Source organism: Pseudomonas juntendi (genome assembly GCF_021560075.1).
Classification (GTDB): domain Bacteria; phylum Pseudomonadota; class Gammaproteobacteria; order Pseudomonadales; family Pseudomonadaceae; genus Aquipseudomonas; species Aquipseudomonas juntendi.
The window spans coordinates 4,044,693-4,062,211 of the sequence record NZ_CP091088.1; the positions used below are offsets into that span (position 1 = coordinate 4,044,693).

General features: G+C 59.9%; 15 protein-coding genes, 1 tRNA gene and 2 pseudogenes. 11 read left to right on the top strand and 7 right to left on the bottom strand.

Annotated elements, in window-relative coordinates; translation table 11 throughout:
• Positions 1-232: 232 nt before the first annotated feature.
• Together L1P09_RS18790 and L1P09_RS18795 are read right to left on the bottom strand one after the other, a co-directional pair.
• Positions 233-961: a recombinase family protein gene (locus L1P09_RS18790; RefSeq protein WP_235767983.1), complete on the bottom strand. Its 729-nt coding sequence runs from the start codon at positions 959-961 to the stop codon at positions 233-235.
• Positions 962-1,678: 717 nt separating this feature from the next.
• Positions 1,679-1,906 (bottom strand): helix-turn-helix domain-containing protein, encoded by a 228-nt coding sequence (locus L1P09_RS18795; protein ID WP_235767984.1) that lies wholly within the window; start codon positions 1,904-1,906, stop codon positions 1,679-1,681.
• 142 nt (positions 1,907-2,048) lie between these two features.
• Here L1P09_RS18795 and L1P09_RS18800 point away from each other — a divergent pair, with 142 nt between their 5' ends.
• The 3 genes from L1P09_RS18800 (at position 2,049) to L1P09_RS18810 (ending at position 3,408) form a co-directional block, all read left to right on the top strand.
• Positions 2,049-2,324: a hypothetical protein gene (locus L1P09_RS18800; protein WP_235767985.1), complete on the top strand. Its 276-nt coding sequence runs from the start codon at positions 2,049-2,051 to the stop codon at positions 2,322-2,324.
• Positions 2,324-2,869 (top strand): hypothetical protein, encoded by a 546-nt coding sequence (locus L1P09_RS18805; RefSeq protein WP_235767986.1) that lies wholly within the window; start codon positions 2,324-2,326, stop codon positions 2,867-2,869. The genes L1P09_RS18800 and L1P09_RS18805 overlap by 1 nt, the downstream gene beginning before the upstream one ends.
• A gap of 152 nt (positions 2,870-3,021) precedes the next feature.
• Positions 3,022-3,408: a hypothetical protein gene (locus L1P09_RS18810; RefSeq protein ID WP_235767987.1), complete on the top strand. Its 387-nt coding sequence runs from the start codon at positions 3,022-3,024 to the stop codon at positions 3,406-3,408.
• A 145-nt stretch (positions 3,409-3,553) separates the two neighbouring features.
• Here L1P09_RS18810 and L1P09_RS18815 read toward each other — a convergent pair whose 3' ends face one another.
• The 3 genes from L1P09_RS18815 to L1P09_RS18825 all read right to left on the bottom strand — a co-directional run bounded on the left by L1P09_RS18815 (position 3,554) and on the right by L1P09_RS18825 (position 5,889).
• Entirely contained in the window at positions 3,554-5,035 is a 1,482-nt protein-coding gene (locus tag L1P09_RS18815) for a hypothetical protein (RefSeq protein ID WP_235767988.1), read from the bottom strand.
• 25 nt (positions 5,036-5,060) lie between these two features.
• Positions 5,061-5,240 carry a hypothetical protein gene (locus L1P09_RS18820; protein WP_235767989.1) on the bottom strand — a complete coding sequence of 60 codons (180 nt, stop codon included), beginning with the start codon at positions 5,238-5,240 and terminating at the stop codon, positions 5,061-5,063.
• 559 nt (positions 5,241-5,799) lie between these two features.
• Positions 5,800-5,889, bottom strand: a tRNA-Ser gene (locus L1P09_RS18825).
• Between the two features lie 198 nt (positions 5,890-6,087).
• On the opposite strand from L1P09_RS18825, the gene L1P09_RS18830 reads away from it, so the two are divergent.
• The 3 genes from L1P09_RS18830 to L1P09_RS18840 all read left to right on the top strand — a co-directional run bounded on the left by L1P09_RS18830 (position 6,088) and on the right by L1P09_RS18840 (position 8,683).
• Positions 6,088-6,777 (top strand): crotonase/enoyl-CoA hydratase family protein, encoded by a 690-nt coding sequence (locus L1P09_RS18830; protein WP_009684093.1) that lies wholly within the window; start codon positions 6,088-6,090, stop codon positions 6,775-6,777.
• A 150-nt stretch (positions 6,778-6,927) separates the two neighbouring features.
• Positions 6,928-7,647 (top strand): lysophospholipid acyltransferase family protein, encoded by a 720-nt coding sequence (locus tag L1P09_RS18835; protein WP_125854571.1) that lies wholly within the window; start codon positions 6,928-6,930, stop codon positions 7,645-7,647.
• Between the two features lie 64 nt (positions 7,648-7,711).
• Positions 7,712-8,683: a magnesium and cobalt transport protein CorA gene (locus L1P09_RS18840; protein ID WP_009684091.1), complete on the top strand. Its 972-nt coding sequence runs from the start codon at positions 7,712-7,714 to the stop codon at positions 8,681-8,683.
• Between the two features lie 220 nt (positions 8,684-8,903).
• Here L1P09_RS18840 and nadA read toward each other — a convergent pair whose 3' ends face one another.
• Positions 8,904-9,962, bottom strand: a complete 1,059-nt coding sequence (gene nadA, locus L1P09_RS18845) for a quinolinate synthase NadA (protein WP_235767990.1) — start codon at positions 9,960-9,962, stop codon at positions 8,904-8,906.
• A 231-nt stretch (positions 9,963-10,193) separates the two neighbouring features.
• Positions 10,194-11,702, bottom strand: coding sequence for a YdgA family protein (locus tag L1P09_RS18850; protein WP_235767991.1), 1,509 nt, complete (start codon positions 11,700-11,702; stop codon positions 10,194-10,196).
• Between the two features lie 446 nt (positions 11,703-12,148).
• Here L1P09_RS18850 and L1P09_RS18855 point away from each other — a divergent pair, with 446 nt between their 5' ends.
• From L1P09_RS18855 to L1P09_RS18870, 5 genes and pseudogenes are all read left to right on the top strand, one after another.
• Positions 12,149-13,501 carry an APC family permease gene (locus L1P09_RS18855; RefSeq protein WP_110679189.1) on the top strand — a complete coding sequence of 451 codons (1,353 nt, stop codon included), beginning with the start codon at positions 12,149-12,151 and terminating at the stop codon, positions 13,499-13,501.
• Between the two features lie 409 nt (positions 13,502-13,910).
• Positions 13,911-14,774: pseudogene (locus L1P09_RS26395) on the top strand (PDC sensor domain-containing protein); the annotation flags it as partial.
• 348 nt (positions 14,775-15,122) lie between these two features.
• Positions 15,123-15,632, top strand: a pseudogene (locus tag L1P09_RS26400) (methyl-accepting chemotaxis protein); the annotation flags it as partial.
• A 133-nt stretch (positions 15,633-15,765) separates the two neighbouring features.
• Positions 15,766-16,725, top strand: coding sequence for a cation diffusion facilitator family transporter (locus L1P09_RS18865; protein ID WP_029887423.1), 960 nt, complete (start codon positions 15,766-15,768; stop codon positions 16,723-16,725).
• A 60-nt stretch (positions 16,726-16,785) separates the two neighbouring features.
• A complete protein-coding gene (locus L1P09_RS18870) occupies positions 16,786-17,484 on the top strand; it encodes a CatB-related O-acetyltransferase (protein ID WP_235767993.1) in 699 nt (232 codons plus the stop codon).
• Positions 17,485-17,519 lie beyond the last annotated feature (35 nt).

Below are 17,519 nucleotides of genomic sequence, written 5' to 3' on the forward strand. Positions count from 1 at the left end.
TTCGCTGGGTGCAAATATGGAGCGGGGCTACGGGCAATTGGCCAGAACCAGCTAAGTGTGGGGCGGTGCTTAACGCCCCTCGCTCTGGCTTCGGCCGCCGCATGCTCAAATGTAGAAATATGCCGGGCAAAGCAAAGCCCCGAACGATGGCGGGGCCGTATCGGTATCGCTACTGAACACATAGGAACGTGGCAGGGTATCAAGCCACCCGTGGCGTGAACGTAATCACTCCCTATAAGACTACAGGGGCACTGGTAGACTTGCTAAGTTCCAGGCCAAGGCGCTGCATCACTCGCATTACAGCGGTTGGCGACCACTGGCCCCCTCGGGCGGTAGGTATGTTGCGTGCAATCAGGCAATCGGCCACAGCTTGTAGGCTACCGGCCCCCTTGAGGATGCAGTTCTCTACAGCGTCCTTGAGCAGTGCTGCGCGGTCGTCTGCCTGCTGGCGCTGGGTGGCGTGGCCCCTGGACCTATTCAACATGCTACGGCCCTTGGCGAGCGCTTGTGAGCGGTTACTGATCTTTTGGACGGCCTCTGCATCGCCACCAGCAGCACGGGCTTCCAGTGAACGCAGAGCGGCCTTGGTTCGTTCGCTGATAAAGGTGCGCTCTTGTTCCGCTAGAACAGCATAGATATGTAGCTCCACCGTCGAGGCGTTGGGCATGGTCGCTACCTTGAATGTACTGCGTTTCATTAAGCCTGCTATATGCTCAACATCCCTACTTAGACGGTCGAGCTTGGCCACGATCACCGGGTGGCGGTGAGCGAAAGCAGCAGCACCTGCTGGCCGATCTAGCGGATGAAGCGAGCCAGAGACGCCCGAGTCGGTGTACTCAGCCACAATCGTCCAGCCCTGCTTCTCAGCAGCGATATGAACATACTCCCGCTGGGCTTCAATACCGAGGCCGGATTCGCCCTGCCCTTTGGTCGATACGCGGTAGTAGGCAACGACTTCCATGGCGGTGATCCCCTGTAGTGACTGATGATATCAGTTTACAACTGTTACAACGACCGATCAACAGATGTAATATCCCAAGCAGGTGCTTCTATTTTTGCCTGATGCCACTGTTTACTCCGGAGGTGTAGGTTTCACTGAAAGGGTCTGGCGGCTCACGCCAGTTGGCCTGAGCTTCATTAGCGCGATTGGTCAAGCTCTTCCACTCAAACTCATCAATCACCCCGCAATCGAGCAAGGCTTGGCAGTATCCCGTCACTAGAGCATGCAAGCGGTTGCAGCTACTACGACTCAGGGCAGTGCCGAGATCCGCGATACTCGTCTCAACACGCGCTATAGCTATCTCGTTGTAACTTCTCAAGCATGTCGCTCCGGTGGTCGAAAGAGAGGCAAGCTTACCGCATCGTGCCCAACAGCACAGCTACGACGCTGTACATACACCGGGTCGACATTCAAGCGTGTACTAGAGAGCATAAGACTGGTCGCTGTGGCTTTATGCGGAGTCGGGAGGGCTCTGCTTAACCTAATCTTGATGAAACCCGCATAAACAGGGACCCACATGACCAGGATGACCCTTAAATTTCCTGGATAGCGGTCGAGATGAGATTGTTCAAGGATAGCTAGGCAATTAGTAATTAAATGCGTGCTACAGATGCCTTTCCAGGCTTGCTACGGCCAGGATATGGGTTGACGAGAAAGCCGATGGCCCATGCTAGATTGTCAGTCGCGGATAAGATCTTCGACATCTCGGATCATGTCTGATGGCGTACAGCCGAGTGCCGCAGCTAGCTTAAAGATGATGTTGATGGTCGGCTGGTGAATACCGCGTTCAATGAGGCTTACGTAGTTCCGTTGAACGCCAGCCTCCAGCGCCAGCTTCTCCTGCGTCAGTTCCGCATGCTTCCGTCGTTCGCGGAGAACCTTGCTGAATGCCCAACCTGCGTCCAAACCGCACCCCCTCAGTATGAGGTAGCACTCTCGGGCAGGGGTGTGTGAACGTCTTCATAGGATACTGTGAATTTTGGCTCCTGCGTGGCATCATCCACTTTGAGCAATGGCATGGTGCCATTGCGTGATAGGAGTAGTGTTGGTGAAGGGACGATTGCAGGGCTTGGTGGTTGCGGGTGCTGTACTGCTGATGGCTGGTTGTGCTCAGCCGCAGTACAAGATGGTGAAGCCTGGAGCCTCTGAGGAGACGGTGATGCAGGATGACGCCAAATGCCAGAACCAAGCTGCCATGATCCAAGTGGCAGACTGGGAATACCGTGGAACGTTTGCTGAGGGCGCCAACATTCAGATCAAGCAGCAGAAGGCGTACCAGAACTGCATGGTCGGCAAAGGTTATAGCGCCATGAGGGTCAAGTGATGCCTCAAGAGCAAAAGCTGGTCACGCGGAGCGTGATTCGAGCCGTGGCGGTCACAGGGGTGCTGTGTGCCTTGACTGCATGTGCTCAGTCACGATATGAGCCAATCCTGTACACAGATGCAGCACCTACCAAGCGGTGGACATTTACACCTATTGAGGTCAAGTACGAAGACGCCCAGTCCCCGGCCTGGAACTTTGAATGGCTGCTTGGGCTATACGCTCAAATGTGCGGCCGAGAAGCTGACTCAGGCTACATCCTGTATGACCAGCTTCGTGGTTATGGATCGAGTGAACGGCCTGATGACCGTGCTCAAGCCTTAGCTGACTGCCAGCACTATGCCTACCAGCGTGGTAATGAGGCTGTTACTCGCCTTAAGCAAGCCAAGGTATCTGCGAAGACTTTGGATCTCAGCAAGGATCTGTACGCGAAGTGGTCGGCCTACGTGGCAGGAATGTCCATCTTAAGCCCGAAAGATCGGTTAGCAGCGGCGCAGTATGAGGCTAGCAGGCGTGCCCTGATGGCAGAAGAGAAGTTCGCCCAGTAGCTCGCCCAGTGCGTGAAAAGCAAGATCGTAAGTCCAGTAAGTCAGTAGTTGGTAAGGCCGAAAGTAAGAAAGCCAGTAAGACCGTAAACGTAAGGCTCGAACGACTTTAAACCTACCTTGCTCAACTGAGCTGAACTGAAGGAACTTGCATTATGAACGACCAATATGCACCAACCCAAAGCAGTGACGATGGTGAACCACCGTTCGTCTACCTAAACCAGCAAATGCTTGGCAAGCTCGCCCAAGTCGGGGCTGCAGATTCCAACTCCGCAGGAGTGCTGCTAGTCCTATCGAGGAGCCTCAATCCCGAAGGATACGTAATTGTGTCCCTGACAGAGGTAGTACAGTTGTGCAGGCTGCCGTTAAAGAAGGTTAAAGCTTCCCTCTTTGCACTTGCTGGGGGTGATCTTATAGAGTCGCTGAACCTGAGCGATTTGGCAGCAGGCACCGTGAGTTGCCGAATAAGCCCCGACCTCATCCGCTACGGTAAATCCAACAACTTTAGCGCTCCGCCTGGAACCCCCACGAAAGCTGACTGATGCTAATTACATTGGGCTGACGCCAATCGAGTGCAGCTCATGCAGCGGCCGTATCGCAGCTCTGTCGCTACAAGGTCGAAGCCTGCTGGCCAGCGCTTCGGCCTTTGCGACCCAGCTCATCTCAACCTGTAAGCAAATCCTAGCGCTATGCGGCCCTAGCAACTGCCTCAGCCATCATTGGCGGGAATTCAAGGTACGCCGGGTAGCGCTTGAACGGCACGTGCCAGCATGTGTAGCAAGGCTGGCTCGAATAGTCCTGGCGGGCCTTATCGACGGCATCTGCAAGGTTCACCAGCATAGCATCATGAGCATCAAGCACCTGTTCCTCAGTGCACAGTCCAGCATCCAGCAGCGCTTGCCATGTTGGTTCAAGCGAGGCGTACAATTTGTCGATGTAGGGAAGCCAGTTTGATCCGCTCTCTTCCCAGCTCCACTTATCAGGGGCGGTCACTAACGGGTTCAATGTCTTGACGACAAGGCGCTTCATGAGCCGATTTCCGATGTATGCGCAGTCGATATCCAGCCCCTGTAATGCAGCTTGTGCCATTGGGACGATGCCCGGCTTTAGCTCCCGGCCCTTCGCGTCATATACACCGTTGAGCAACCCGTCCAAATCGTCAGCTAGCAGGTTGGCCGGTGTACGCCACGGCTGACCCTGATACAAGTACGACAGTGGTGCCCAACTGGCATTGCCCTGGGCAAGGAATCGGCTGTGGGCTTTGCCTTCTGCACGGCCAATCTGAGCGAGGTATATGCCCATTATCCGCACCAGCTTCAGCATGAACAGGCAATTGTCTCGGTGCTGCCCTTCCAGCAACACGGTAGAGAACCGGACCAGTTCGTCATGAAGTACACCCAGCTTTGAATCAGTCTTACCGCCCTTACTAAAAAAGCCGGTAGTGCTGGTCACACCACGCTGAATAGCGTCCAAAGCCTCTAGTCGCTCTGCCGATTCCACCTCTAGCTCGGCCAGTGTGTAGCGGCGGTCCAGCGGCTCGCATAGTTCTTTGCTCTGTTGGTTGAACACTGTTTTGGCGAGACGAAGCCGGAATGTTCGCTGGGGCATCTTGTCCAGCTCATCAAGAAAAGTGTCTAGCTCAGGCCCGATGAAGTCAGCCAACTTCTGTAGCACCTGATCGCGAGTCATCTCTCTGGTAATGTTCCACTTCCGCTTGCGGGCGGTGGCAGGGAGTGAGGCGCCAGCCCAAGTGTTCACTGACTTATTGCCTTGCTTCTGATTCAGCTCTGCAATGCCGGTAAACAGGTTCTCGGCTCTGGTCAGTCCGGTGCTGCAATCACGGCCCTTCAAAGGCTGGACGTGGCAAAGGTGATATACGTCTTTACCGTGGCCACCATCCAGCCAGCCTAGCCGCATCTTGCGGTAGTTATGTTGGTCGTGTAGCCGATGAAGGCCAGTAGCAGTGATGCCCTGATAGGTCTGTACCGTTCCAGCTCGGACGGCCTGTTCAAGCAGCCAGTAGCCAAAGGCGCATTCAAGCAATCGCTGTTTACGCCGCTCTACTTTCTTTTGCTTAGCTGTGAGCTTGGGGGCCTTCTGCTTCCGCTCTGCTGCTTTAGCACAAGTGCGGGTGCATGTCTCTCGCCCACCTGGCCTGCGTTTGAACATCTTCCCGCAATGGGTGCAGGGGTACTCAAGTTGGTTGTTGCTGCTCTCTGTTGCTGCCATTAGTGTCCGCGCTTTCTGGGATCAAGTCGAGTTTGCTGGCCAGTGTGATAAGTACGTTGAGGCCGTGTGTAGGATTGGAAATACCACGCGAAGCCATAAAGGCAAGCAGGCAAGTTGCAGCGATATCATTGAGGCTGATCCTCATGATCGTTACTCCGTATAAGGGTTTGTGTAAGAGTGAAATGGCAGAGGCCGCGTGGCACAAGGGCTGCAGCCAGATATTGCGACAAATCTGTACCTACCTTGCGACCCCTGCTAATGACTAGAAGCGGGGAGTCTCACTTTCAGATCGGCCAGGCCGGTATCACTAGCCGGGGCTGATCTGTATGCGCTCGGCGAATGTCGGCCACGATATGTCGCACAATAGAGTCTTTGCGTCTCTACTTGCGTGCTTGCCGTTGGGGGGATAGGTATTGACAGCTAGGGGTTGGGCGAGGATGTCACTTAGAGCTACAGTGCCATAACCGATCATTATTGTCAAGCACATTCTTCAATTATGCGCAAGTTTTATTTGACGTGGCGACTATCGATAGTCGTGGTTCAACCACTGCTGAGACATTGGGAGCGCTATCAGGGATAGACCAAGCTTGCGGACGCTGGGAAGCGGAGAGCCAGTTAGAGGCCGTGTAAGTAGTACAATCGAGTAGTACAACCATGAAACGAAAAGCCCCGCAAACCATTGATTTGCGGGGCTTCTAAGAATGTGGCGGTGAAGAAGGGATTTGAACCCTTGATACGATTTCTCGTATACACACTTTCCAGGCGTGCTCCTTCGACCACTCGGACACTTCACCGTTTCTCTTCAAGCCTTGCGGCCCGTCGAGGTGCGCTAATTTAGTGAAAGCGCTCCCCTTTGGCAAGCATTTTTTTCAGTTTTTTCATGTATTTGCACCAGAGCCCGGCTGGGCGCTGACCGACCAGTCAGCCTTGCTGCTTTACCTTGCCCATCGCGCTGGGTAACGTCGGTGCCACGCCAACAAAAGGACTCTGCCATGAGCGAGCTGATTACCTACCACGCCGAAGACGGCATCGCCACCCTGACCCTGAACAACGGCAAGGTCAATGCCATCTCGCCGGAGGTAGTCAGCGCGTTCAATGCCGCGCTGGACCGCGCCGCCGAGGCCCGCGCAGTGGTGATCATCACCGGGCAGCCGGGCATTCTGTCGGGCGGCTACGACCTCAAGGTGATGACCCGCGGCCCACAGGAAGCCATCAGCCTGGTCACCGCCGGGTCCACCCTCGCCCGCCGCCTGCTGGCTCACCCCTTCCCGGTGGTGGTCGCCTGCCCGGGCAATGCCGTGGCCAAGGGCGCCTTCCTGCTGCTGTCGGCCGACTACCGCATTGGCGTCGAAGGGCCGTACAAGATCTGCCTGAACGAAGTGCAGATCGGCATGACCATGCACCACGCTGGCATCGAACTGGCCCGCGACCGTCTGCGCCGCTCGGCCTTCCACCGGTCGGTGATCAACGCCGAAGTGTTTGACCCGCATGCGGCGGTGGATGCCGGCTTCCTCGACAAGGTGGTGCCCGCCGAACAACTGCAGGAAGCGGCGCTGAACGTGGCGCGGGAATTGAAGAAACTGAACATGCTGGCGCACAAGAACACCAAGCTGAAGGTGCGCAAAGGGCTGCTCGAGGCCTTGGACACCGCCATACAACTGGACCAGCAGCCTATGGGTTGACCCTGCTGGCCGCTACGCGGGTCGGGCGTACCTGATCCCGCGCAGGGCCGGGCTCACCCGCGAAAAGGCCAGCACAGGCTGATACCGGTATTTGCCCCAGCCAGTGCACAGCCGTACACTGCCCAGCGACTGTCTGGTGTGAGTCGTACCATGCTTTATTCATTGCGCATGCTCCTGCTGGCGCTGCACTTTCTCGCTGTTGGCGTCCTGGGCCTGGCCATTGGCTTGTGCCGCCCCTTCAACCCCGACAACAGCCGCCTGTTCGCACGCCTTTACAGCCTGCCGGCCACCTGGCTGCTGCGCATCAAGGTCAAGGCCGAGGTCGGCCCGCTGTGGGACCAACCGCCCGGTTGCGTGATCGTGGCCAACCACCAGTCCAACTTCGATCTGTTCGTGCTGGGCCAGGTGGTGCCGCAGCGCACGGTCGCCATCGGCAAGAAAAGCCTGGGCTGGATACCGTTGTTCGGTCAGCTGTTCTGGCTGGGCGGCAACGTGTTAGTCGACCGCAACAATGCCTACCAGGCGCGCAAGGCCCTGCAGAAGACCACCCGGGTGCTGCAGAACGACACCTCTATCTGGATTTTCCCCGAAGGCACACGCAATGCCGGCGAGCAGTTGCTGGCGTTCAAGAAAGGCGCGTTTCACATGGCCATCGAGGCCGGCGTGCCGATCGTGCCAGTGTGCGTCAGCCGCTATGCCCGGCGCCTGAGCCTGAACAGCTGGCGCCGGCGCACCGTGATCGTGCGCTCGCTGCCGCCCATTGCCACCGCGGGCCTGACCCAGCAGGACCTGCCAGCACTGGTGGAGCAGTGCCGTGTGCAGATGCAACAGTGCATCGAGCGCATGGAAGGGGAACTGGGCAAGGGCTAGGTTGCTCTTCTGCCGTCTACAGCCCAAGCTATGAACCGTGTTCAACCGGAATAAGCGGGCAACCATGGGTCGAGTAGTGGCGTCAGCGGTGTACAGCGCCGGCCGGAAGGTCACCAACATCAGCATCGACGAGGGCAGCGAGTGGGCACGCAAGCCTGGGCATTTTGTCTGGATCGGCCTGGAAGAGCCCAACGCCGAGGAACTGGCCACCCTGCAATGCCAGTTCAACCTGCACGAACTGGCCATTGAGGATGCCCTGGAAAAGCACAGCCGGCCCAAGCTCGAGACATTCGGCGACGCGCTGTTCATCGTCACATACTCGCCGGTACGTCACGAAGGCAAGCTGGAGTTCATCGAAACCCACATCTTCGCCGGCAACGGCTACATCATCACCTGCCGCAACGGCCACTCCAAATCCTATGCCATGGTGCGCCAGCGCTGCGAGGCTCGGCCCTTGCTGCTGGAGCACGGTGAAGACTTCGTGCTGTACGCCCTGCTCGACTTCGTCACCGAAAACTACCAGCCGGTCAGCGAAGCCATCCATGGCGAGATCGAAGCGCTGGAGCAGAGCGTGCTGGGGGGCTCACTGCAAGAGGACGACATTCGCCGCCTGCACAGCCTGCGCCGCGATATCCTGCGCCTGCGCCGCTACGTGGCGCCCATGGTTGAGGTCAGCGAAGAGCTGCAGCGCCTGAGCTTCCCGTTCATCGACAAGAACATGCGCCCGTATTTTCGTGATGTGCAAATCCACGTCACCCGGCAGATGGAGGACTTGTCGGGCATTCGCGACATTGCCAGCCAGACCATCGAGATCGGCATGTTCCTGGAGTCGTCACGGCAAAGCATCGTGCAACGCAAGTTTGCCGCGTGGGCGGCGATCCTGGCGTTCCCCACGGCGATCGCCGGGGTGTATGGGATGAACTTCCAGAATATGCCGGAGCTGAGCTGGCATTACGGCTATTTTGCGGTGTTGGGGGTGATTGCTGCGGGGTGTACCGGGTTGTATGCCAGTTTCAAGAGGTCGGGCTGGCTATAAGCCGCTTGAGGTCCATCGCGACACAGTGCCGCTACGGGCACCGGCGGAGCCGGTGCCAGACATCGCGTCGCCTGCTTCGCGGGCAAGCCGGCTCCCACAATGAATCGCGCAGGCTTTTCAATTTTTCAGAAAGACAGTTGCGCCTACATCGGTAGCGTGAGCTTTAAGAAGCAGGCGACGCGGTGGCTGTGCTGGGGCCGCCGAGCGGCCTCCGGCAATCTCAGGCGTTACCGGAAAGCTTGAGCCGCGCCGCCTGGGTGAAGTCCAGCATGCGGTTCAATGGCTTGATCGCCTTGGGCACCAACGCGGGGTCGACAAAAATCTCATCCCCCCCATTGCGCAGGCAGTGCAGCACACGCTCGAGGGTGTTCATGGCCATCCACGGGCAGTGCGCGCAGCTGCGGCAGGCGGCGCCGTTGCCGGCAGTAGGCGCTTCGACGAATACCTTGTCCGGGCACAACTGCTGCATCTTGTAGAAGATGCCGCGGTCGGTAGCAACGATGAAGGTCTTGTTCGGCAAGCTCTGCGCGGCCTTGATCAATTGGCTGGTGGAACCCACCGCATCCGCCAACTCGATCACCGCTTCCGGTGATTCGGGGTGCACGAGGATGGCGGCGTCCGGGTACAACGCCTTCATGTCGGCCAACTGGCGCGACTTGAATTCTTCATGGACGATACAGGCACCGTCCCACAACAGCATGTCGGCACCGGTCTGCTTCTGGATGTAACGGCCCAAGTGCTGGTCCGGGCCCCAGATGATGGTTTCGCCGTTGTCCATCAGGCTTTCGACGATTTCCAGTGCGCAGCTGGAGGTCACTACCCAGTCGGCACGGGCCTTCACCGCAGCGGAGGTATTGGCATACACCACCACGGTGCGCTCCGGGTGCTGGTCGCAGAACGCCGAAAACGCTTCGACCGGGCAGCCCAGGTCGAGCGAACAGGTGGCCTCCAGGGTCGGCATCAGCACGCGCTTTTCCGGGGTGAGGATTTTTGCCGTTTCGCCCATGAAGCGCACACCGGCCACGATCACCGTTTCGGCGGGGTGGTTCTTGCCGAAGCGAGCCATTTCCAGCGAGTCGGACACGCAGCCGCCGGTTTCTTCGGCCAGCGCCTGAATGACCGGGTCGCAGTAATAATGGGCGACCAGCACAGCGTTCTGGGCCTTGAGCTCGGCAGCGATGGCCGCACGGTATTCGGCCTCCTGCTCGGCTGTCAGCGGGTTGGGCTGCTTGGCGTCGAGGTGGGCCTGAACCAACAGGCGTTCGGAAATCTGGGTCATGATCGCTGGACCTGCAGGCGCGCGTGCGCATCAAATCGAGTGTATCACCCGGCCCTGACAGATCGGCTAAGGGTGCCGGACGGCGCAGGCCGCCACGGCCCTCTGCGGGCGCGGATTATTATCGGAGGCCGAAGGCTACAGAGAATCCAGCGATTACTAAAGGGGTTTTTGTGTTGCCGGCGCTGGCCTGTTCGCGGGTGGAGCCACCAGGAGACCAGCGCCGGATAACCATCACCCCCGCGGCGACAGCGCTGCGAGGTGCGCGGCCATCAGCATGGCGAATTCTTCCACGGTCATCTTCTGCCCATTGAAATCGACCATGCCATCGGCATAGTGCAGGCTGCTGACCACATCATCGCCCTGCACGGTGGCCAGGCCGCTCTGCACGGCCATCATGCCGACCATCTCCCCGGCCTGCCCCGACTGCATGGCGATCGCCTGGGCATCGGTCTGGCCATCGAGCAGCGCTTGCAGTGTCGCCAGGTCGCCAATCATGGGTTTGGACAGCGAGAGCTTGCTCTTCACCTCGGTGACGACCTGTTTGCTCAGTTGGTCCGGCGGCAGGTCGAAGCTGGCCGGCGCGGCGAAGTCTATCGCCAGGTTGAAGCGGCTCTCGCCGTTGGCGGTCTTGAACGACAGGTTTTCGACCGCCACCTTGGGCCTGGCCGCCAGCAGTTGCCGCAGGTCGCCCTGGAAGCGGGCCTTTTCAGCGTCGTCCATCTGGATTTGCGGCACAGGCTGGCCGGCAGCAGCGGCAGCTTCGAACTCCGGCAGGTGCGACTGGTACCACTTCGACAAGGCCTGCAGCGCCGGGGCATTGACCGAGGTGATGCTTACCGCCATTTGCGCCTTGCCCACCGCGCGGCCGTCCCAACTGATGTCCCCGACCTTGTACTCCACTCGGCCGCCCACGGTGTCGGGGGTTTCAAGACTCTGCAGGGCATACTGCTCCACGCCCTTGACCAGCAGGACCTGCTGTTTTGGCCCTAGCGTGACTTTGGCCTCGGCCAGCAACAGGTCGACGTTGCCCACGTAGATATTGTCGTACGGCGTGGCCGCCAGGTTACCACCAAGCTTGAGGCCCTGAAGCTCGAATGTGGCCGGTGGCTGGTCGTCGTTCACCAGCTTCATCAGCAAACGGTCGGCATGGCCGTGGAACTTGGAGGCCTTGCCGTCCTTGTCGCCACTGACCTCCAGTTGCATCCCCGAAAAATCGAGGCGGTTGCCGTCTGCCTTGTCGAGCTTGAGCGGCGCCAGTTGAATCCGGCTGACCACATCCCCCCCGTAACCCAGGCTGGTCTGCGCGCTGAGCGGCACCTTGCCGCCGGCAGCGTCGAACCAAGGCGCGACGGCATCGTCCTTCTGCAACGTGCTGTTGCTGACGGCCATCACCGGCACCAGCTTCAGCGCCTTGACCCGCGACCAGGGGAATGGACCGTGCTCGATGTGGTCGGTCACGCCCACGTCGAAGTTGATCACCTCGCCTTCACCCACGTTGATGTCGCGGGCCTTGAGCCGGTACTGGGCAGTACTGCTGAAGAAGTGCTGCTCCAGCGACACCCGCTCGATACGCAGGCTGCCACCGGTGGTGACCAGGGCCTTTTGCAGCTCGGCGTTGCTGCGGGCAAGCGCGTTGTCCAGCTCGGCTGGCAACTGCTTGCCGGTGTACCAGGCGCCAGCGGTGGTTGCGACGGCGATGGCAACCGCCAGGCCGGAAAGAATGCCAACTGATTTCTTCATGAATTGAACCGATTGCTGTCCGTAAGGGCTGGGTAGGCGGCCACGGGCCACACAGAGTACGAAGAATATCACCCCCGCAGGCACGGGACGCAGGTCAAAGTGCCGAAATCCTGCCTTTCGGAAGCATCTGACAAACCGATTGACCCCATCGCCGAATCGTTGATTTTTTCGAACACACAAATTGATCAGAACCGCAAAAAACCGCGTAAAAACCGAACAAAATCCACTTAATATCGATAAATATTTCAATGTCGTAACGTCTTGTCATGTTTAACTTGACACCCACCTACCCATCGTTTTTTATTTTCACCACTTTGCGCGCCCCCTCGCGCCTTCCGCTGCTCCAACATAAAAGGTGAACAACATGGAGCCCACCCGCTCGCCCTTGCCGCATGCGCCATACCCTGTGCCCGCCGTTCGCGCCCAGCAACAGGAGCCATGCCAGCATGCAGCATGACCCTAGCGCTGCCGGCAACGGCCAACTTCGCAAAACCCTGCGCCTGTGGCACGTGATCATCATTGGCCTGGCCTACCTGACACCGATGACCGTATTCGACACCTTCGGCATCGTCAGCGGGATAACCGCCGGCCACGTGCCCAGCGCGTACATCCTGGCGCTGGCCGGTATCCTGTTCACCGCAGTCAGCTATGGCACCCTGGTGAAACGCTTCCCGCAGTCGGGTTCGGCCTACACGTACACCCAGCGCGCGATCAACCCGCACGTGGGTTTTCTGGTCGGCTGGTCGTCGTTACTGGATTACCTGCTGCTGCCAATGGTCAATGCCCTGCTGGCCAAGCTGTACCTCTCGGCGATGTTCCCGGAAGTACCCGCATGGGTGTGGGTGGCCGCTTTCGTGACCCTCATCAGCCTGATCAACATGCGCAGCGTGAACCTGGTGGCGCACTTCAACCTGCTGTTCGTGGGCGTGCAGGTGGCGATCATCGCCGTGTTCATCTACCTGTGCGTGCGTGGCCTGCACCACGGTGAAGGGCTTGGCACGGCCTGGAGCCTGATCCCGTTCGCCGACGGTCAGACCCAGTTCAGCGCACTGGCCGCCGGCGCGACCATCCTGTGCTTCTCGTTCCTGGGCTTTGACGCCGTCACTTGCCTGTCCGAAGAAACCCGCGACCCGGGCAAGACCATCCCGCGGGCGATCTTCCTCACCGCCCTGATCGGTGGCGTGGTATTCATCACCGTGTCGTACTTCATCCAGGCCTACTTCCCGACCATGGCGCGTTTCCATGACCACGAGGCGGCCCTGCCGGAAATCGCCCTGTATGTCGGGGGCAAACTGTTCCAGTCGGTGTTCATTGCCTGCACGGTGATCAACACCATCGCCTCGGGCCTGGCCTCGCAGACCAGCGTGTCGCGCCTGCTGTACGTGATGGGCCGCGACAACGTGATCCCGGCCCGCGTTTTCGCCCGCCTGCACGCCCGCTACAAGACACCGGTACTGAACATTGCCGTGGTCGGCATCATTTCGCTGTCGGCGATCTTCTTCGACCTGGTGACTGCTACCTCGATCATCAACTTCGGCGCGCTGGTGGCGTTCAGTTTCGTCAACCTGTCGGTGATCAACCATTGCTACCTGCGCGAGGGCAACCGCAAGGGCCTGGCCAACCAGCTGAAGTACCTGGTACTGCCCACCATCGGCTTCTGCATCATCGTTTCGCTGTGGCTGGACCTGAATGCCCACTCGCTGATCTTTGGCGGTATCTGGGCTGCGCTCGGCCTGCTGTACCTGGGCTGGCTGACCAAGGCGTTCCGCTCGGCGCCCCCCAACTACGTGCCTGAATGACCCACGCTACCCACAACGCCCGCGCCTGGCCGCGGGCGTTGCAGTGTTCGAAAAGGAAAGCTCCATGCTGCTGCGCCGCCTCTCCATCCAATGGAAGATCACCTTGCTGGCCGGCCTTTGCCTGCTGGCCATCGTCGCCTTGCTGGTGGCCACCTCGCTGACTCAGGCACAACGCAGTGCCACGCTGGTCAACCAAGCCAACACCGCCATGCTCGACAGCAGCGCGCGGCAGCGCCTGGAGGCCCATGCCGAAACCCAGGCCCTGCGCATTCAGCGCTACTTCATGGACGCTTATCAATACGGCAATGGCTTTGCCCGTTTGGTGCAAGTGCTGCAAGCCCGAGGTGGCAACGACCTGCGTGCCGAACTCACCCGCCAGGCGCGAGCCAGCCTGGCCAGCAAACCCGACATGATCGGCCTGTACCTGGTGTTCCAACCCGATGCACTGGACCAGCAAGACAGCCAGTACCGCGGCCAGGACGCGGTGGGCAGCAACGAGAGCGGGCGCTTTTCGCTGTACTGGTCGCAGCCGCGCCCGGGCACCCTGGAGCGCGAAGCCATGCCAGAAGCGCTGCTCGGCGACGCCAGCATCGGCAGCAACGGCGCGGCGAAAAACCGCTGGCTGACCTGCCCACTGGAGACCGGCAAAACCTGCCTGCTGGAACCGTATCTGGACGAGGTCAACGGCAGCCAGGTACTGATGACCAGCATCGCCCTGCCCTTGCTGGAACATGGCAAAGTGGTGGGCGTGGTCGGCCTGGATATCAGCCTGGACAACCTTCAGCAGTTGAGCACAAACGGCCGCCGCGAGCTGTTCGAGGGGCAGGGCCAGGTGAGCATCGCCAGCGCGGCCGGCCTGCTGGCAGGCAATAGCCGCGACGCCAGCATGCTCGGCAAACCCGTTGAGCCTGCAGTTGCCGCTGGCCAGTTACGGGTTGCGCACCCTTTCACGCCCATTCCCGACGCCGCCCCGTGGCAGGTATTGCTGGAAGTGCCGGAAAGCGTGCTGCAGGCGCCCGCGGTAGCCCTCAATCAGCGCCTGGATGCGCACAACCAGCGTGCCAACCTGACCAGCCTGCTGATCGGCCTGGGCGCGGCAGTGCTGGGCTTGCTGCTGGTGTGGCTCACGGCCCGCGGGGTAACCCGCCCGATCCTGGCGGTGGCTGCCCGGCTTGAAGACATCGCCAGCGGCGAAGGCGACCTTACCCGCCGCCTGGACTACGCCCGCCAGGACGAACTGGGCCAGCTCAGCGCGTGGTTCAACCGCTTCCTCGACAAACTGCAGCCGGTCATCGCCCAGGTCAAAGGCTCGCTGCAGGAGGCCCGCGGCACCGCCGACCAGTCGGCAGCCATCGCCAGCCAGACCAGCGCCGGCATGCAGCAGCAACACCGTGAAATCGAGCAAGTGGCCACCGCGGCCAACGAAATGAGCGCCACCGCGCTGGATGTCGCCCATAACGCCGCGCAGGCGGCCCAGGCGGCACGTGCCGCCGACCAGGCCAGCCAGGAAGGCCTGCAGTTAATCGACAGCACCCGCCAGGGCATCGACCGGCTGGCACTGGACATGGACACGGCCATGGCCGACGCACGCGCCCTGGAGGGCCGCAGCACTCAGATCGGCACGGTACTGGAAGTCATCCGTACCATCGCCGAGCAGACCAACCTGCTGGCACTGAATGCGGCCATTGAAGCAGCCCGTGCCGGGGAAGCCGGCCGTGGCTTTGCCGTAGTCGCCGACGAGGTGCGCGGGCTGGCACAGCGCACGCAGGTGTCGGTGGAGGAAATTCGCCAGGTCATCGAAGGTTTGCAGCAAGGCACCCAGGATGTCGTGGGCGCCATGCACGAGGGCCAACGCCAGGCGCAGGCCAGTGCTGCACGCATGGAGCAGGCCCTGCCGGCACTGCAACGCATTGGCGAGGCGGTGGCGGTGATCAGCGACATGAACCTGCAGATTGCCTCGGCCGCGGAGGAACAGAGCGCAGTGGCCGAAGAGGTGAACCGCAACGTAGCCGGCATTCGCGACGTTACCCAATCGCTGGCAGGCCAGGCAGACGAGTCGGCTCGCATCAGCCAGGCCTTGAACCGGCTGGCCAACCAGCAACAAGCGCTCATGGAGCAGTTCCGCGTCTAATCTGTGAGGGCTTCTTGGCCGGTAAACCGGCCACCACGGGGGCCCGCACTGGCCCTTGAAGCCATGCCCCCCTGTAGGAGCGAAGAGGCCCTCACAGGCACCACAGCATCATCGTTTTTGCCGAGCACACCTTATGCAAACCGCCCCCCGCTCCTCGTTCTTCGACATCACCAGCGAACAGGGCCTGCTGCGCACCTCGATCGCCGTCACCCTGTTCATCGCCAGCATCGGCATCGCTTTCGGCGTGGCCTCCGGGTCGTTCTCGATCATGTTCGATGGCGTTTACTCACTGGTCGACGCCAGCATGAGCGGCCTGTCGCTGGTGGTGGTCAAGCTGATCACCTCGCATACCACCAGCGTGCAGATGTCGCGCAAGCTGCGCGAGCGTTTCACCATGGGCTTCTGGCACCTGGAGCCGATGGTGCTGGCACTCAATGGCATCCTGCTCAGCGGCGTGGCGGTCTATGCCCTGATCAACGCCGTCAGCAGCCTGCTGCAGGGCGGCCGACACCTGGAGTTCGGCATTGCCATGGTCTACGCGGTAGTGACCGTGATCTGCTGCGTGACCATCGCCCTGGTCGAGGCCCGCGCCAACCGCCAGCTGAAGTCGGACTTCGTGGCCATGGACGTCAAGGGCTGGGTGATGTCGGCCAGCATCACCGCTGCGCTGCTGATCGCCTTCTGCTTCGGTTACGCGGTTCAGGGAACCTCATGGGAGTGGGTATCACCGTACATCGACCCGGCGGTACTGGCCCTGGTGTGCCTGGTGATTGTGCCGCTGCCGATGGCGGTGGTGCGCCAGGCCCTGGCGGACATTTTCCTGGTCACCCCAGGCGACCTCAAGCTGCACGTGGACGAAGTGGCCAAGGCCTTTGTCGCCCGCCACGGGCTGCAGTCCTACCGTGCCTATGTTGCCAAGGTCGGGCGCTCACGCGAGATCGAGCTGTACTTCATCGTACCCAAGGCCATGGCAGCGAAGACCATCGATGAATGGGACGCGTGGCGCAACGAGATTGGTGAAGCCGTGGGCGGTGAAGGGCCGAATCGCTGGTTGACGGTGGTGTTCACGGGCGACCCGGAATGGGCGGAGTAAGCGTTTGTTCATTGCAGAGGGCTTGCTAAGATCCCCAAAAAGCGTGATGCGATCAAAAATATGCTCAAAATATTCAGAGAACAACAATTCAAGAAAGCGTTCCGAAAACTGGGCGGCAAAGCCGCCGGAGGTTCTGGTTCCTTCAGCGCCCGTGCCTGCGCAACCATTGAGCAAGGTGTAAGCCTTGGACACGTCAGGGTAGAGTCGCCATCGGTAACCATCGGAGCCCACACCTACATCAGGAGTGGCAGCACGTTATCCGTGATTTCTGCGATCGGCCGTTTTTGCTCGATCGGATCCGACTGCACACTGGGCCAGGAAAAGCATACCCACCCTACCGATTGGGTAAGCACGCACCCCTTCCAGTATGAAACGGGAGGCTTGTCCTATTCTCCAGCGCTTTCCTGGGTCACCATGGGACACGATGTCTGGGTCGGGCATGGCGCGACCATTTTGGAAGGTGTAGAGGTTGGCACGGGGGCAATCATTGCCACACGGGCAGTGGTGACAAAAAACGTGCCACCCTATGCGATCGTTGGCGGAAACCCAGCCAAGTTCATTAAGTACCGGCATAGCCCTGAAATCATTGAGCGGCTGCTTGCAAGCCAATGGTGGAACCTGGATGTCGAGTACCTCAAACGCCTGCCCATGAACGATCCCGAGGCATTTCTCAAGGCGATTGAAAATGGTGCACCCGCCGCCCCAGTACACTACTCGAAACTCTCTATCGCCAAGCGTAGGGTGCAAGAAGCGCCGTAGTAGGTTCAGCTTTATCAAACTTTGTCGATGGCCTT

What these genes read in the sequence shown, in the direction of transcription:
- L1P09_RS18790 (WP_235767983.1), bottom strand. Translation starts at nt 961, where the DNA reads ATGGAAGTCGTTGCCTACTACCGCGTATCGACCAAAGGGCAGGGCGAA.
- L1P09_RS18805 (WP_235767986.1), top strand. Translation starts at nt 2,324, where the DNA reads ATGCCTCAAGAGCAAAAGCTGGTCACGCGGAGCGTGATTCGAGCCGTG.
- L1P09_RS18810 (WP_235767987.1), top strand. Translation starts at nt 3,022, where the DNA reads ATGAACGACCAATATGCACCAACCCAAAGCAGTGACGATGGTGAACCA.
- L1P09_RS18815 (WP_235767988.1), bottom strand. Translation starts at nt 5,035, where the DNA reads ATGTTCAAACGCAGGCCAGGTGGGCGAGAGACATGCACCCGCACTTGT.
- L1P09_RS18820 (WP_235767989.1), bottom strand. Translation starts at nt 5,240, where the DNA reads ATGAGGATCAGCCTCAATGATATCGCTGCAACTTGCCTGCTTGCCTTT.
- L1P09_RS18830 (WP_009684093.1), top strand. Translation starts at nt 6,088, where the DNA reads ATGAGCGAGCTGATTACCTACCACGCCGAAGACGGCATCGCCACCCTG.
- L1P09_RS18835 (WP_125854571.1), top strand. Translation starts at nt 6,928, where the DNA reads ATGCTTTATTCATTGCGCATGCTCCTGCTGGCGCTGCACTTTCTCGCT.
- L1P09_RS18840 (WP_009684091.1), top strand. Translation starts at nt 7,712, where the DNA reads ATGGGTCGAGTAGTGGCGTCAGCGGTGTACAGCGCCGGCCGGAAGGTC.
- nadA (WP_235767990.1), bottom strand. Translation starts at nt 9,962, where the DNA reads ATGACCCAGATTTCCGAACGCCTGTTGGTTCAGGCCCACCTCGACGCC.
- L1P09_RS18850 (WP_235767991.1), bottom strand. Translation starts at nt 11,702, where the DNA reads ATGAAGAAATCAGTTGGCATTCTTTCCGGCCTGGCGGTTGCCATCGCC.
- L1P09_RS18855 (WP_110679189.1), top strand. Translation starts at nt 12,149, where the DNA reads ATGCAGCATGACCCTAGCGCTGCCGGCAACGGCCAACTTCGCAAAACC.
- L1P09_RS18865 (WP_029887423.1), top strand. Translation starts at nt 15,766, where the DNA reads ATGCAAACCGCCCCCCGCTCCTCGTTCTTCGACATCACCAGCGAACAG.
- L1P09_RS18870 (WP_235767993.1), top strand. Translation starts at nt 16,786, where the DNA reads ATGCTCAAAATATTCAGAGAACAACAATTCAAGAAAGCGTTCCGAAAA.